14 protein-coding genes are annotated in these 14,236 nt (G+C 61.5%); 9 read left to right on the top strand and 5 right to left on the bottom strand.

Translation table 11 applies throughout. The features are described 5' to 3' along the window. Positions 1–16: 16 nt before the first annotated feature. The 3 genes from BLS61_RS23060 to BLS61_RS23050 all read right to left on the bottom strand — a co-directional run bounded on the left by BLS61_RS23060 (position 17) and on the right by BLS61_RS23050 (position 2,383). Positions 17–289 (bottom strand): TfoX/Sxy family protein, encoded by a 273-nt coding sequence (locus BLS61_RS23060; protein ID WP_090435330.1) that lies wholly within the window; start codon positions 287–289, stop codon positions 17–19. 98 nt (positions 290–387) lie between these two features. After that, entirely contained in the window at positions 388–732 is a 345-nt protein-coding gene (locus BLS61_RS23055; protein WP_090435327.1) for a pentapeptide repeat-containing protein, read from the bottom strand. Positions 733–820: 88 nt separating this feature from the next. Next, positions 821–2,383, bottom strand: coding sequence for a bifunctional aminoglycoside phosphotransferase/ATP-binding protein (locus BLS61_RS23050; RefSeq protein ID WP_090435324.1), 1,563 nt, complete (start codon positions 2,381–2,383; stop codon positions 821–823). A 115-nt stretch (positions 2,384–2,498) separates the two neighbouring features. Here BLS61_RS23050 and mrcB point away from each other — a divergent pair, with 115 nt between their 5' ends. The 3 genes from mrcB (at position 2,499) to BLS61_RS23035 (ending at position 5,894) form a co-directional block, all read left to right on the top strand. Then, complete coding sequence (mrcB, locus tag BLS61_RS23045) at positions 2,499–4,817, top strand: penicillin-binding protein 1B (RefSeq protein ID WP_139205586.1); 2,319 nt, start codon at positions 2,499–2,501, stop codon at positions 4,815–4,817. A gap of 67 nt (positions 4,818–4,884) precedes the next feature. Further along, positions 4,885–5,565: a tetratricopeptide repeat protein gene (locus BLS61_RS23040; RefSeq protein WP_090435408.1), complete on the top strand. Its 681-nt coding sequence runs from the start codon at positions 4,885–4,887 to the stop codon at positions 5,563–5,565. Then, on the top strand, positions 5,565–5,894 hold the full coding sequence (locus BLS61_RS23035; RefSeq protein WP_090435318.1) for a YqcC family protein: 330 nt from the start codon (positions 5,565–5,567) through the stop codon (positions 5,892–5,894). Before BLS61_RS23040 ends, BLS61_RS23035 begins: the two co-directional genes overlap by 1 nt. 18 nt (positions 5,895–5,912) lie before the next feature. Here BLS61_RS23035 and BLS61_RS23030 read toward each other — a convergent pair whose 3' ends face one another. Next, positions 5,913–6,347: a DUF4124 domain-containing protein gene (locus BLS61_RS23030; RefSeq protein ID WP_090435315.1), complete on the bottom strand. Its 435-nt coding sequence runs from the start codon at positions 6,345–6,347 to the stop codon at positions 5,913–5,915. Positions 6,348–6,748: 401 nt separating this feature from the next. Between BLS61_RS23030 and BLS61_RS23025 the strand changes: the two genes are divergently transcribed. After that, positions 6,749–8,473 carry an acetolactate synthase 3 large subunit gene (locus BLS61_RS23025; RefSeq protein ID WP_090435406.1) on the top strand — a complete coding sequence of 575 codons (1,725 nt, stop codon included), beginning with the start codon at positions 6,749–6,751 and terminating at the stop codon, positions 8,471–8,473. Between the two features lies 1 nt (position 8,474). Further along, the gene (gene ilvN / locus BLS61_RS23020; protein WP_003243161.1) at positions 8,475–8,966 is read left to right on the top strand and encodes an acetolactate synthase small subunit; all 492 of its coding nucleotides are present in this window, start codon (positions 8,475–8,477) and stop codon (positions 8,964–8,966) included. Positions 8,967–9,021: 55 nt separating this feature from the next. On the opposite strand, the gene ilvY is transcribed toward ilvN, so the two are convergent. After that, positions 9,022–9,903 (bottom strand): HTH-type transcriptional activator IlvY, encoded by an 882-nt coding sequence (gene ilvY / locus BLS61_RS23015; RefSeq protein WP_090435312.1) that lies wholly within the window; start codon positions 9,901–9,903, stop codon positions 9,022–9,024. Positions 9,904–10,027: 124 nt separating this feature from the next. Here ilvY and ilvC point away from each other — a divergent pair, with 124 nt between their 5' ends. From ilvC to msrQ, 4 genes are all read left to right on the top strand, one after another. Then, the gene (gene ilvC, locus BLS61_RS23010) at positions 10,028–11,044 is read left to right on the top strand and encodes a ketol-acid reductoisomerase (RefSeq protein WP_090435310.1); all 1,017 of its coding nucleotides are present in this window, start codon (positions 10,028–10,030) and stop codon (positions 11,042–11,044) included. A 147-nt stretch (positions 11,045–11,191) separates the two neighbouring features. Next, positions 11,192–12,007: a CDP-diacylglycerol--serine O-phosphatidyltransferase gene (gene pssA, locus BLS61_RS23005; protein ID WP_090435403.1), complete on the top strand. Its 816-nt coding sequence runs from the start codon at positions 11,192–11,194 to the stop codon at positions 12,005–12,007. Positions 12,008–12,073: 66 nt separating this feature from the next. Continuing rightward, positions 12,074–13,084, top strand: coding sequence for a protein-methionine-sulfoxide reductase catalytic subunit MsrP (gene msrP, locus BLS61_RS23000; protein WP_090435308.1), 1,011 nt, complete (start codon positions 12,074–12,076; stop codon positions 13,082–13,084). Further along, positions 13,084–13,710, top strand: coding sequence for a protein-methionine-sulfoxide reductase heme-binding subunit MsrQ (msrQ, locus tag BLS61_RS22995; RefSeq protein ID WP_090435305.1), 627 nt, complete (start codon positions 13,084–13,086; stop codon positions 13,708–13,710). The genes msrP and msrQ overlap by 1 nt, the downstream gene beginning before the upstream one ends. Positions 13,711–14,236 lie beyond the last annotated feature (526 nt).

Here is a 14,236-nt window from a genome sequence, read left to right as displayed (position 1 = left end):
GCGCTGGTGTTGTGAGCTAGCTCTTGTTGTGGCTCTGGGCTTCGTCCAGTTGGCCATTGAGTTCGGCCTTGTGCGCGGGTGGCAGCTCATTCCAGTGCACGTCGAGCAGGGCGCCCTCGATGGCATAAAGCAGCACCTTGGAAGCGCGAAAGCCGCGCGCCCTGACCGCCCGATAGGCGCCGACGGCGCCGTAGCGACGCAGGTCGTTGGCACTGTGTATACCCACGGCGTGCAACCACTGCGCGGAGGTCTTGCCGAGGTTCTTCAGGTGTTGCAGTTCGTCGTTCATCGGGCCTCCGTGCGTGCGGGCGAAGAAAGATTCACGATGGCGTGCCGAAAGTGTAGCGGCCAATTGCCTGCGTGCCTGGCGTCTGCGTGCGCACTGCGCTACTTGGTGCGGTAGCGCAGCCGGGTGCCGAAATTCACCGACATGAGAATCTCGTCCGCGGTCAGTTCGACGGGAAAATAGGCGCCGGAAATCTGTGCGTGGGCCAGGCTGGCGCCTTCGATCCTGGCCTTGCGCAGGTCGAGTCCGCGCAGGTCGGCGCCGCGGAAGTAGGCGTCGGTGAAGTTGACGCCCTCGGTATCCAGGTTGCGCAGGTCCAGCCCGCGAAAATCCCCGCCCGAGAGGTCCACCTCGGCGTCCTTGGGTTTCTTGGCGTTGAAGCCCTTGACGTCGTCGTTGTGCAGCAGGGCGTAGAGTGGATGATCAAGCTGGCGCGGCTGGCTCATGGCGGGTACCAGTGGTGGACTCACCGCCAGTATAGAAGCCCCGCCGCGCTTTGCCCGGCAGGGCGAAGGGGCCTGCTGCCGGGGTAGGTCAGATGCCAGGCAGACGCTGGCGAATGCGCTCTACCAGGCTGTCCAGGCTGGCGCTGTCATGCGTATCGACGCGCTTGCTGTGGCTTTGCTCTTCGGCGTCGAGCGGTTCGCGGTTGGCCTGCTGGGTCTGGATCACTTCCAGCGTCGCATCGGACGGGTCCGTCCCTTCGTGCTGACGCTGCTCCAGCCAACTGGCGATCACCGCTTCCGGGGCATGACAGTCGAGGATCAGGAAGGGGGCGCCGGTCTGTTCGGCGACCTCGCTGGCGGCCTTGCGCTGCGCGGCCTTGAGATAGGTCGCATCGATCACCACCGGGAAACCGGCCTGCAAGATCTCATGCGCCAGCTGGTGCAGGCGCTGGTAGGTCGCCTGGCTGGCGTCGGCGCTGTAGATGCCGGCGGCCAGTTCCCCTTTGGCGGCGTTGCTCTGCTCGCCGAACAGGCGCTTGCGTTCGATATCCGAACGCAGGCGAATGGTGCCCAGCGCCTCCACCAGGCGCATGGCAACGTGGCTCTTGCCGACCGCCGAGACGCCGTGGGTGATGGCCAGGAAAGGCGAGGGAATGGCGCTGTAACTCTCGGCCAGCGCGGCATAGCCGCGATACTGGCGCAGAATCACCGCGCGCTGCACGGGGTCCTGCTCCTGGCCCAGACGGAATAGCGCGACCTTGCCACGGACCATGGCGCGGTAGGCCTTGTAGAAATTCAGCAACTGCAGGGATGCATAATCGCCGGTGCGCTCCAGCCAGCCGCTGATGAAGCGGCGTGCCAGGCACTTGAGCCCGCGGTCTTCGAGGTCCATGGCGAGGAAGGCGATATCCGCGGTGACGTCGGTCAGGCGGAAGGGTTCGTTGAATTCGATGCAGTCGAACAGCACCACGCGACCGTCGATCTGGGCGGCGTTACCCAGGTGGATATCGCCGTGACATTCGCGGATGAAGCCCTGCGCCTTGCGCTCGGTCAGCAGCGGCTGCAGGCGTTCGTAGCTTGACTGTGCCCAGGCTTCGAGGGCGTCGAGCTGCTGCAGGTCCGCCTGCTCGCTGAGCATGGGGCGAATCTGCTCGAAGTTCTGCTGCACCGGGAACATCGCCGCTTCGGCGCTGCCCAGCGGATGTTCCTGCGGCACCTTGGGTGCGTTGAGGTGAAAGGTGGCGATCTGCTCGGCCAGTGCATCGATATGGCCGTCGTTGAGCTCGCCGCGGGCCTGAATGGCGCTGAGCAGCTGCTCCTGCGGGAACTGGCGCATTTTCAGGGCATATTCGATGGCCGGTGTGCTGCCATCGAGGCTGGGCGCGTCTTCGCTGCCGCCGATCGGCAACACCTCCAGATACAAATCCTCGGTCAGGCGCTGATTGAGGCGCAGCTCTTCTTCGCAGAAGTGACGGCGTGCGTCGAGCTCGGTGAAGTCGAGGAAGCCGAAATTGACCGGTTTCTTGATCTTGTAGGCATAGGGGCCAGTGAGCAAAACCCAGGAAATGTGGGTCTCAATCACCTGAAATCCTTCCACGGGATGCGGATACAGGGCCGGGTTCTGCAATGCGGCAATCAGGGCTTGGCTCACGTTCGATCCTTGTTCTAGACGCTGTTCGAGCTGGGCATTATGGCCGCTGTGAGCTGCTCTGCAAACCATCCGGGCGGCGCTGCTGGCCCCCATGTAAAGTGCGTATAATCCCGCCATGACTCGAAAACGCTCCCCCCGCTCAAACAGAAAACCCCGTTCTTCCGGCATGCGTCCCTGGCTCGCCTGGGGCCTCAAGCTCGGCCTCGTCGGCCTGGTGATCCTGGCCGGTTTCGCCGTCTACCTCGATGCCGTGGTGCAGGAGAAATTCTCCGGCAAGCGCTGGACGGTGCCCGCCAAGGTCTATGCCAGGCCGCTGGAACTCTTCGTCGGCCAGAAGCTGGCCAAGGACGACTTCCTGCGCGAGCTGGACGCCCTGGGCTACCGCCGTGAAAGTGCCGCCAACGGGCCGGGCGCGGTTGCGGTGGCGGGTAACAACATCGAGTTACACAGTCGCGGCTTCCAGTTCTACGAGGGCGCCGAGCCTTCGCAGAAGGTGCGCGTGCGCTTCTCCGGTGATTACGTCGCCGGGCTGACCCAGGCCGACGGCAGCAATCTGGCCGTGGCGCGGCTCGAGCCGCTGCTGATCGGCGGGCTTTATCCGGCGCATCAGGAGGATCGCATCCTGATCAAGCTGGATCAGGTGCCGGCTTATCTGATCGATGCGCTGGTGGCGGTCGAGGATCGCGACTATTTCGAGCATTTCGGCGTATCGCCCAAGGGCATCGCTCGTGCGCTGTGGATCAACGCTACCTCGGGGCGTCTGGTGCAGGGCGGCAGTACCCTGACCCAACAGCTGGTGAAGAACTTCTACCTGACCAACGAGCGCACGTTGGGGCGCAAGGTCACCGAAGCGATGATGGCCGTGCTGCTGGAGCTGCATTACGACAAGCGCGAGATTCTCGAGGCCTACATGAACGAGGTGTTCCTCGGTCAGGACGGTCAACGCGCCGTTCACGGCTTCGGTCTGGCCAGTCAGTATTTCTTCAGTCAGCCGGTTTCCGAACTCAAGCTCGAGCAGGTCGCCTTGCTGGTGGGCATGGTCAAGGGACCGACCTATTTCAATCCGCGGCGCAACCCTGAACGTGCCCTGGCGCGACGCAATCTGGTGATCGATCTGCTCGCCGAGCAGGGCTCCATCACCGCTGAGGAGGCTGCCGCGGCCAAGCAGAAGCCGTTGGGTGTGACCTCGCGCGGCAGCATGGCCGACAGCTCGTTCCCGGCCTTCCTCGATCTGGTCAAGCGTCAGTTGCGCCAAGACTACCGCGAGCAGGATCTGACCGAAGAAGGCCTGCGCATCTTCACCAGCTTCGACCCGATCCTGCAGCTCAAGGCTGAAGAGGCGCTGGCCGAGACGCTCAAGCGCCTGGCCGGACGCAAGGGCGTGGACGAAGTGCAGGCCGGCATGGTGGTGACCAACCCCGAGACCGGTGAGATCCAGGCGCTGATCGGCAGCCGCCAGCCCCGTTTCGCCGGCTTCAACCGCGCCCTGGACGCGGTGCGGCCGATCGGCTCGCTGATCAAGCCGGCGATCTACCTGTCGGCGCTGGAGCGCCCGAGCCAGTACACCCTGACCAGCTGGCTGGAGGACGAGCCCTTCTCCATCAAGGGCCAGGACGGCCAGGTCTGGACGCCGCAGAACTACGACCGCAAGGCTCACGGCACCATCTACCTGTATCAGGGGTTGGCGCAGTCCTACAACCTGTCCACGGCCAAGCTCGGCCTGGAAATCGGTGTACCCAATGTGCTCAAGACCCTCGAACGGCTGGGCGTGGAGCGCAAGTGGCCGGCCTATCCGTCGATGCTGCTCGGGGCTGGCGCGCTGACCCCGATGGAAGTGGCGGGCATGTACCAGACCCTGGCCAATGGCGGCTTCAATACGCCGTTGCGTGGCATTCGCAGCGTGCTGACCGCTGATGGCGAGCCGCTCGGCCGCTATCCCTTCCAGATCCAGCAGCGTTTCGATCCGGGCGCCATCTACCTGGTGCAGAACGCCATGCAGCGCACCATGCGTGAAGGCACGGGGCGTTCGGTGTACAGCCAGCTGCCCGGCTCGCTGAATCTGGCGGGCAAGACCGGTACCAGCAACGACTCGCGCGACAGCTGGTTCGCCGGTTTCAGCCAGGATCTGCTGTCGGTGGTGTGGCTCGGCCGCGACGACAATGGCCCTACCCCGTTGACCGGTGCAACCGGTGCGCTGCAGGTATGGACCAGCTTCATGCGCAAGGCCGATCCGCTGCCGCTGGACATGCCGATGCCGGACAACGTCACCCAGGCCTGGGTCGACCGTCAGACTGGGCTGGGCTCGGCATCGGGCTGCCCGAATGCGGTGCAGATGCCTTATATTCGCGGCAGTGAACCTGCCCCGGGCTCCGCTTGCGGTATCCAGGCACCGGTCGATTCGGTGATGGACTGGGTGCGGGGCTGGTTGGAATGACAGCCGGGTCGAGTGGCTCGGTGTGACCTGAAGAGGATTGGATGTGAACAAGAAGTGGCTTGCCACGATGCTGGCAACGGCGGTTCTGAGTGGTTGCAGTACGGTACCGCAGGGTTCGATTCCGGTGATCGATGCCGGCGCACCGCTGTCCTCGGGCGGTTCTGCTCCCTCGGCCAGTCCGAGCCCAGCCGCTGCGCCGCAACGTATCGAAGAAGATTCCGGGGTGGTGGTGATGGTGCCGCAGGGTGCAGTGTCGGCACCGTTGCAGACCGATTCGCAACCAATCACCTCCAGTGGCGGCCTGACTTTCGATCCACCCATGAGCAGCCAGCCGTCTGCGCCGAGTCAGGGGAGTTTCAGCTCTCCCGCGCCGAGCATGCCCAGTGGCATTCCCAGTGGTGGCGGTCTGGCGGCCGACGAGCAGCTGGACGGCCCGGTGCTCGCACTGCTGACCACCGCCCAGCAGCAGCAGGGCGGTGGCGATCTCAATGGTGCCGCTTCCAGCCTGGAGCGTGCCCAGCGTATCGCGCCGCGTGAGCCGCAGGTGCTCTACCGTCTTGCCGAGGTACGTATGGCTCAGGGCGATGCCGCGCAGGCCGAGCAACTGGCTCGTCGTGGTCTGACTCAAGCCAGTGGTCGTCCTGCGCTGCAGGCCAGCCTGTGGGATCTGATTGCCCGCGCCCGCGAGCGCCAGGGTGATCCCGCTGGCGCCGCCCAGGCCCGCGAGCGTGCTCGAGTCAATCTCTGATGGATACGCGTGTTAATGCACTGGCCGAGCATCTGCTGCTGATCGAGCGCGAGCTGCGCGTGCAGGGGTGGTGGCAGGCAGAGGCGCCGAGCGCCGAGGCTCTGGCTAGTGCCGAACCTTTCTGCGTCGATACCCTGACATTCGAGCAATGGCTGCAATGGATCTTCTTGCCGCGGATGAAGGCGCTGCTGGAAAGCGGCGGCGCCTTGCCCTCGGTATCGGGCATTCAGGCGATGGCCGAGATGGTCTATCAGCAGCAGCCGAGCGTTGCGCGTCGGCTGGTCGAACTGCTTGGCGAGTTCGATCGTCTGCTTACGCGCACGCCTTGAGGGCGTGCGCGTAACGCATCACTTGCAGTTTTCCGCGATGGATTTCTTCAGCTCGGTGATGCGTTCCTGGCGTTCGTCTTCGCCGATACGCCGTACCTCGCCACCGTCCTCAATCCTGACGCGTGGGTTGTTTTCCAGCTGAGCCAGGTTGGTGCGAGCGGTTTCGCAGTACTGCTTGCGTTCGGCCTCCTGCTTCGCCACGTCTTCCTTGACCTTCTTGTCGATGGCCGCCTGCTCGGGGTCGGCCTGCTCTCCGGCGCCGGGAGCTGGCGTGCTTGTTGCCGGCCGGGGAGGCGGTGTGGCGGTATTGATGGTCGTGGCCTGTTGGTCCTGCGGAGGTTGCGCGCCGAAGTGGGTCACGCCTTTGTCATCGACCCACTTGTAAATCTGGCTGGCCATGGCAGTCGTGCTCAGGGCGAGCATCAGGGTGCCAGTGAGAATCATGTGGCGCATGCTGTTTCCTTTATCGAGAGCTGCGGTGCTGCCGGTTACTATAACCAAAAGCCGGCAATCTTCATCCTGCGCTGCGTCACAGCGCCAAGTCGAATAATAGGTTACGCGCCGCTTGACTTGCCCTCGCCGAACCCGAACAATCCAGCTTCACCCCTCAGTGGAGTCCGCCGCAAGCGTCCTCCAGCTCGGGGAAAAGAGGCGCTACCCGCGCCGAACCGTGACACCCGCTACGCGTTACCTCGCGCTGGGAGGGTCAGCCCCGCAAGACCATGGGCTGCTCCGTTACTCGTCAAGCTGATGTTCCGAATCCACGATCACCGTCGTGCATGTCCGCTGACAGTAAGAACCTACTTAGGGCTACCCGTTGCGGGTGGCATACTGGCGTTCAAGAGGTGAACAACGTGGAGCTCTTATCCGGCGCTGAAATGGTCGTCCGCTTCCTGCGTGACGAAGGCGTTAAGTACATCTATGGGTACCCTGGTGGTGCTCTCCTGCATATCTACGATGCCCTGTTCAAAGAACCGGAAGTGACTCACATCCTGGTGCGTCACGAGCAGGCAGCGACTCACATGGCTGACGGCTACGCCCGCGCCACCGGCAAGGCCGGTGTGGTGCTGGTGACTTCCGGCCCCGGTGCGACCAACGCCATCACTGGCATTGCCACCGCCTACATGGACTCCATTCCGATGGTGGTGATCTCCGGCCAGGTGCCGAGTGCCATGGTCGGTACCGATGCCTTCCAGGAAACCGACATGGTCGGTATTTCCCGCCCGATCGTGAAGCACAGCTTCATCATCAAGCACCCGTCGGAAATCCCCGAGGTGCTGAAGAAGGCCTTCTATCTCGCCGAATCCGGTCGTCCCGGCCCGGTCGTGGTGGACATTCCCAAGGACATGGGCGATCCGACCCAGAAGTTCGAATACGTCTACCCGAAGAAGGTCAAGCTGCGCTCCTACAGCCCGGCGGTACGTGGCCATTCCGGGCAGATCCGCAAGGCTGCCGAGATGCTCCTGGCCGCCAAGCGTCCGGTCATGTATTCCGGCGGCGGCGTGATCATGGGCGGTGCTTCCGCGCCGCTGACCGAGCTGGCGCAGATGCTCAACCTGCCGGTGACCAACACCCTGATGGGCCTGGGCGGCTATCCGGGTACCGACCGCCAGTTCATCGGCATGCTCGGTATGCACGGCAGCTACACCGCCAACCTGGCCATGCACCATGCCGACGTGATCCTGGCGGTCGGTGCGCGCTTCGATGACCGTGTGATCAACGGCGCGGCCAAGTTCTGCCCGAACGCCAAGATCATCCATATCGACATCGACCCGGCTTCGATCTCCAAGACCATCAAGGCCGATATCCCGATCGTTGGCCCGGTGGACAGCGTGCTGACCGAAATGGTCGCCATCCTCAAGGAAATCGGTGAAACCCCGAACAAGGACACCGTCGCCAGCTGGTGGAAGCAGATCGACGAGTGGCGTGGCAACGGTCGCCTGTTCCCCTACAACGAGGGCGACGGCTCGATCATCAAGCCACAAACCGTGATCGAAACCCTGTGCGACGTGACCCGTGGCGATGCCTACATCACCTCCGATGTCGGTCAGCACCAGATGTTCGCGGCGCAGTACTACCGCTTCAACAAGCCCAACCGCTGGATCAACTCCGGTGGCCTGGGCACCATGGGCTTCGGTTTCCCGGCCGCGATGGGCATCAAGCTGAACTTCCCGGATGCCGACGTGGCGTGCGTCACCGGTGAAGGCAGCATCCAGATGAATATTCAGGAGCTGTCGACCTGCCTGCAGTACGACCTGCCGGTGAAGATCGTCAACCTGAACAACGGTGCTCTCGGCATGGTCCGCCAGTGGCAGGACATGCAGTACAACAGCCGTTATTCGCACTCCTACATGGAGTCGCTGCCGGACTTCGTCAAACTGGCCGAGGCCTATGGCCACGTCGGCATGCGCATCACCCAGCTGAAGGACCTCAAGCCCAAGCTGGAGGAAGCCTTCGCCCTGAAGAATCGCCTGGTGTTCCTCGACATCGCGGTGGATTCCAGCGAGCACGTCTATCCGATGCAGATCAGAGACGGTGCGATGCGTGACATGTGGCTGAGCAAGACGGAGCGGACCTAAGATGCGACATATCATCTCCCTGCTGCTGGAAAACGAGCCGGGCGCACTGTCCCGCGTGGTCGGTCTGTTCTCCCAGCGTAACTACAACATCGAAAGCCTCACCGTTGCGCCAACCGAGGATCCGACGCTGTCGCGCCTGACCCTCACCACCGTTGGCCATGACGAGGTGATCGAGCAGATCACCAAGAACCTCAACAAACTGGTCGAGGTGGTCAAGCTGGTCAATCTTTCGGAAAGCGCCCACATCGAGCGCGAGCTGATGCTGGTGAAGATCAAGGCCACCGGCGCCCAGCGCGCCGAGGTCAAGCGCACCACCGACATCTTCCGCGGCCAGATCGTGGACGTGACCAGCAGCGTCTACACCGTGCAGCTGACCGGTACCAGCGACAAGCTCGATAGCTTCATCCAGGCCATCGGCACCGCGTCGATCCTGGAGACCGTGCGCAGCGGTGTCACCGGCATCGCTCGCGGCGACAAGGTGCTGAGCATCTGATCGCTGTGCTAATAAAAAGCCCCGCCTGGTGCGGGGCTTTTTTATTGCCTGAGATTCAGCGCTGGCGATTCCAGAAAGCGGCGATCAGCGGGTCCTTGAGGCGTTTTTCCAGGGCGAACAGGCCAATGTCGTACGCGGTGAGCGGTGGCTGGATGTCGTAGATGCGTATGCGGGCGGTCAGCGGGCTGTTATCCAGCACGATCTGCGGCACGACACCGATACCGAAGCCCAGACTGACCATGCTGACGATGGCTTCGTTGCCGCTGACCTGGGCATAGATGCGCGGCTTGATATTGTGGCTTTTCAGCCAGCGATCGGTGCGCGTCCTTGCCAGGCCTTCTTCCGAAAGAATCATCGGCACGTCTTTCCAGCTCTCGGCAGTTGGATGCTTAAGCTGTTCCTCGTTCAGCAGTTGCGGCGCTAGCGGGCCGATAAAGCGCAACTCCGAGCGGGTGATCGACTGAAACTCCACGCCAGATGGCAGGCTGTCGGGGAGGGCGCCGATGGCCAGATCCTCCAGCCCCTGCTGCACGCGTTCGACGGCCTTGGCTGGATCGCCGGTGTGCAGTTTCATTTCGATGCGCGGGTAGTCCTGGCGGAAGCTGCTGAGGATGTCGTAGAGAAAGCTGTAGCTCGCGGTGACCGAGCAATACAGCGACAGCTCGCCATGCAGGTTCAGCTGATCCTGCATGAAGGTCTGGCGAATCGCCTGCCAACCATTCATGACCTCGCTCGCATACTCGCGAAACTGCTGTCCCTCGCGGGTCAGGCGCACCGAGCGGTTGTCGCGCACGAACAGGGCTGCGCCCAGTTCGTCCTCCAGTTGCTTGATGCTGCGGCTGAGCGCCGAAGGGCTGACATGCTGCTCGCGGCTGGTGCGGCCGAAGTGCAGATTGTCTGCGAGAGAGAGAAACAGTCGGAGGGAATGGCTGTCCATTGCGTTTCATATATCGGCATGTTGTGTTGCAAATATATCATTTTACGCAATGGTGCGGATCACTTAAGGTGTCCCTGTCGCGGTGCTAGCACCCCATCCCTTTCGATTCAAAAGAGCCAAGAACATGAAAGTTTATTACGACAAAGATTGCGACCTCTCCATCATCCAGAGCAAGAAAGTCGCCATCATCGGTTATGGCTCCCAGGGCCATGCCCAGGCCTGCAACCTGAAGGACTCCGGTGTCGATGTCACCATCGGTCTGCGTAAAGGCTCCGCGACCGTTGCCAAGGCCGAAGCTCATGGCCTGAAAGTGACCGACGTCGCCAGCGCCGTTGCCGCTGCCGATCTGGTCATGATCCTGACTCCGGACGAGTTCCAGGGCCAGCTGTACAAGAACGAGATCGAGCCGAACATCAAGAAGGGCGCGACCCTGGCCTTCTCCCACGGTTTCTCCATCCACTACAACCAGGTCGTTCCGCGTGCCGACCTGGACGTGATCATGATCGCGCCGAAGGCCCCGGGCCACACCGTGCGTACCGAGTTCGTCAAGGGCGGCGGTATTCCTGACCTCATCGCCGTTTACCAGGACGCTTCCGGCAACGCCAAGAACGTCGCCCTGTCCTACGCCTCGGGCGTTGGTGGCGGCCGTACCGGCATCATCGAAACCACCTTCAAGGACGAGACCGAAACCGACCTGTTCGGTGAGCAGGCCGTTCTCTGTGGCGGTACCGTCGAACTGGTCAAGGCCGGTTTCGAAACGCTGGTCGAAGCCGGCTACGCGCCGGAAATGGCCTACTTCGAGTGCCTGCACGAACTGAAGTTGATCGTTGACCTCATGTACGAAGGCGGCATCGCCAACATGAACTACTCGATCTCCAACAACGCCGAGTACGGCGAGTACGTGACCGGTCCGGAAGTGATCAACGCCGAATCCCGTCAGGCCATGCGCAATGCTCTGAAGCGCATCCAGGACGGCGAATATGCCAAGATGTTCATCAGCGAAGGTGCCACCGGCTACCCGTCGATGACCGCCAAGCGTCGCAACAACGCCGCTCACGGTATCGAAGTCATCGGTGAACAGCTGCGTGCGATGATGCCGTGGATCGCTGCCAACAAGATCGTCGACAAGACCAAGAACTAAGGTCTGCGATGTGCGAAAGAGCGCGGCTTTATGCCGCGTTTTTTCGTTCTGGGGCGAGGCTTCTGGTATAAAGCCAGCTCACCGCGAGGCGAACTGAGTTCACTCGTTCCGGTCGAAATTCGTCAAACCCGTTGCAAGGTGCTGTTCATGAGTGAAGGTCCCGAGGATCAAAAGCCGGCTGGCGATAACCTGGAAAGCCTGCTGCCGATCGACGAGCACATAGAGGAAGGCCGCGACGCGGAAGGGCGCAAGGTGCGCCACCGTGGTATCTACCTGCTACCCAACCTGTTCACCACGGCCAACCTGTTCGCCGGTTTCTATTCCATCATCAACGCGATGAACGGCAACTTCTATGTCGCCGCCGCCGCCGTGTTCGTGGCCATGGTGCTTGATGGTCTGGACGGCCGCGTCGCACGCCTGACCAACACTCAGAGCGCCTTCGGCGCCGAGTACGACTCGCTGTCCGACATGGTTGCTTTCGGTGTAGCGCCGGCCCTCCTTGCATTCGAGTGGGCGCTGGGCAGCATGGGCAAGGTCGGCTGGATGGTCGCCTTCATCTATGTGGCGGGCGCCGCCTTGCGTCTGGCCCGCTTCAATACGCAGATCGGCAGTGTCGACAAGCGCTATTTCATCGGTTTGGCCAGCCCGGCTGCCGCGGGTGTCGTCGCCGGTACGGTCTGGGCATTCAGCGATTTCGGCATCAAGGGCTCCAACATGTCCTTCGCCGTGGCGCTGCTGGTTGCCGCCGCCGGCTGCCTGATGGTCAGCAATATCAAGTACTACAGCTTCAAGGATCTGGACCTGAAGGGGCGTGTCCCTTTCGTCGCGATTCTGGTGGTTGTGCTGGTCTTCGCCGTGGTGTTCAGCGATCCGCCGCGCATTCTGTTGCTGATTTTCCTGGCTTACGCATTTTCCGGCCCCATTCAGTACCTGCTGCAATTGCGTCGTCGTAAATCTGCCTGACCCTGTAATTTCTCCTGCGCTCCGTGGTCTACAGTTCGTTTCTCGAACTGTAGTCGCGGAGTCACCATGCTCATCCGAGTTCCTCCCCCTTCTCGGGCTCTCGAGTCCGAAGTCACTCCTGAATCGATTTATCTCTCCCGGCGCAAGCTGATGCAGGGCTCGCTGGCATTGGCGGCTATGGCTGCGATGCCGGGTTGGGCCGGCGCAGAGACCCAAGGTGTCTATGGCGATGTAGAGCCCGCCAAGGCACCTGGCTGGTTCGAAGAGAAACTGGCGGCCGCGCGCTGGCAAGCGATCACTGTTGAAGGTGAAAGCATCACGCCGTTCAAGGATGCGACGCACTACAACAACTTCTATGAGTTCGGCACGGGCAAGGGCGACCCGGCAGCCAATGCCGGCAAGCTGCAGGTCGAGCCCTGGACGGTGATGGTCGATGGCGAGGTGGGCAAGCCGGGACGATATGCCATCGAGGATCTGGTCAAGCCGCACGCTTTCGAGGAGCGCATCTACCGACTGCGTTGTGTCGAAGCCTGGTCCATGGTCATTCCCTGGTTGGGGTTCCCTCTGGCTGATCTTCTCAAGCAGGTCGAACCCACTTCGTCGGCTCGCTATGTGCGCTTCGAGACGCTGGTCGATCGTGAGCGCATGCCGGGGCAGCGTTCGGGGTTCTCGCTGATCGCTTGGCCCTATGTCGAGGGGCTGCGGCTGGATGAGGCCATGCATCCGTTGGCCTTTGTGGCTGTCGGTATGTACGGGCGTGTGCTGCCGAACCAGAATGGCGCGCCGTTGCGCCTGGTGGTGCCATGGAAGTATGGCTTCAAGAGCATCAAATCCATCGTGCGCATCAGTCTGGTGGACGAGGCACCCAAGACTACCTGGGAGCGCATCGCGCCTAACGAATATGGCTTCTATGCCAACGTCAATCCGCAGGTCGACCATCCGCGTTGGTCGCAGGCGACCGAGCGACGTCTGCCCAGTGGCCTGTTCAGTCCGAATGTGATCGATACCCGTATGTTCAATGGCTATGAGGAGGTCGCAGGCCTCTACGCAGGCATGGACCTGGCGAGGTATTACTGATGCGCTACAGGCTTTGGCGCATTGGCGTATTCCTGGTGGCGTCGGTGCCGCCGCTGTATTGGCTGTACTGCGCCGTCTTCAATTTGCTGGGGCCTGACCCCGGCAAGGTGCTGGTGGATAACCTGGGTCTCGGCGCCTTGATCCTTCTGCTGATTACCCTGGCCATGACACCGCTGCAGCAGCTGACTCGCTGGGGAGGCTGGATTGCCGTGCGGCGCCAGCTTGGGCTGTGGTGCTTTGCCTATGCCGTTCTGCATCTGTTGGGCTATGTGCTGTTTATTGCCGGGTTGCGGCTGGAGCTGGTGCTACGCGATCTTTCCGAGCGGCCCTACATAATCGTTGGGGCATTGGCTTTCGTTGGCTTGCTTGCCCTGGCCGTTACTTCCAATCGCTTCAGTATCAGGAAGCTGGGCCGTAAGTGGAAGGCGCTGCATCGCCTGGTTTACGCCATCCTGCTGCTGGCCCTGTTGCATATGCTCTGGGTGGTGCGGGCCGACCTGGGCGAGTGGCTCGTTTACGCGCTGATCGGTGGTGCGCTGCTGCTGATGCGTCTCTCCGCTGTCGCGAGCGCATTACAGAGAGCGGGCGTCCTTTTTCGAGAGAATCCAAAGAAAATTGAAATATAAGCTTGACGCGCATTCTGCTGGATGTAGAATGCGCGCCACTTCAGCGATGAAGCGCTTCAAAAACTTCTTGTTAATCAATGAGTTAAGTTAAACGAAGGGCTTGCAAGGCTGAATCTGGTGTGTAGAATGCGCGCCGGTCGGTAGGGTGGTGGTTTGATCCTGTCGGTGCTTCGGTTGAATGGATCGAAGGCGGTTGAAAGAGGTGGTTGACAGCGGTTTTGAACGCTGTAGAATGCGCCTCCCGCTGGAGAGAAGAAGTTCTGATCGAAGGCTCAAGTGGTTGAGTAGAAAAGAGTTTCTTCGGAAATAAATTCGAAAAACAGCTTGACAGAAGGAAGGGCTGATGTAGAATGCGCGGCCTCGGTTGAGACGAAAAGCTTAACCAACTGCTCTTTAACAACTGAATCAAGCAATTCGTGTGGGTGCTTGTGAGGTAAGACTGATAGTCGACAGATTATCAGCATCACAAAGCAACACTCGTGAATTCGAGAGTTACTCTTTTAAGTAAGAGATTTGCGATTGCTGA

It is taken from the genome of Ectopseudomonas guguanensis (assembly GCF_900104265.1).
GTDB classification, from domain to species: Bacteria; Pseudomonadota; Gammaproteobacteria; order Pseudomonadales; family Pseudomonadaceae; genus Aquipseudomonas; species Aquipseudomonas guguanensis.
The sequence above is the reverse complement of the archived record's forward strand: the minus strand, read 5'-3'. Positions and strand labels throughout refer to the sequence as shown.

Bases quoted from the DNA above. Each gene is read 5' to 3' on its own strand.
- BLS61_RS23060 (WP_090435330.1), bottom strand. From the start codon at position 289: ATGAACGACGAACTGCAACACCTGAAGAACCTCGGCAAGACCTCCGCG.
- BLS61_RS23055 (WP_090435327.1), bottom strand. From the start codon at position 732: ATGAGCCAGCCGCGCCAGCTTGATCATCCACTCTACGCCCTGCTGCAC.
- mrcB (WP_139205586.1), top strand. From the start codon at position 2,499: ATGACTCGAAAACGCTCCCCCCGCTCAAACAGAAAACCCCGTTCTTCC.
- BLS61_RS23040 (WP_090435408.1), top strand. From the start codon at position 4,885: ATGCTGGCAACGGCGGTTCTGAGTGGTTGCAGTACGGTACCGCAGGGT.
- BLS61_RS23035 (WP_090435318.1), top strand. From the start codon at position 5,565: ATGGATACGCGTGTTAATGCACTGGCCGAGCATCTGCTGCTGATCGAG.
- BLS61_RS23030 (WP_090435315.1), bottom strand. From the start codon at position 6,347: ATGCGCCACATGATTCTCACTGGCACCCTGATGCTCGCCCTGAGCACG.
- ilvN (WP_003243161.1), top strand. From the start codon at position 8,475: ATGCGACATATCATCTCCCTGCTGCTGGAAAACGAGCCGGGCGCACTG.
- ilvY (WP_090435312.1), bottom strand. From the start codon at position 9,903: ATGGACAGCCATTCCCTCCGACTGTTTCTCTCTCTCGCAGACAATCTG.
- ilvC (WP_090435310.1), top strand. From the start codon at position 10,028: ATGAAAGTTTATTACGACAAAGATTGCGACCTCTCCATCATCCAGAGC.
- pssA (WP_090435403.1), top strand. From the start codon at position 11,192: ATGAGTGAAGGTCCCGAGGATCAAAAGCCGGCTGGCGATAACCTGGAA.
- msrP (WP_090435308.1), top strand. From the start codon at position 12,074: ATGCTCATCCGAGTTCCTCCCCCTTCTCGGGCTCTCGAGTCCGAAGTC.
- msrQ (WP_090435305.1), top strand. From the start codon at position 13,084: ATGCGCTACAGGCTTTGGCGCATTGGCGTATTCCTGGTGGCGTCGGTG.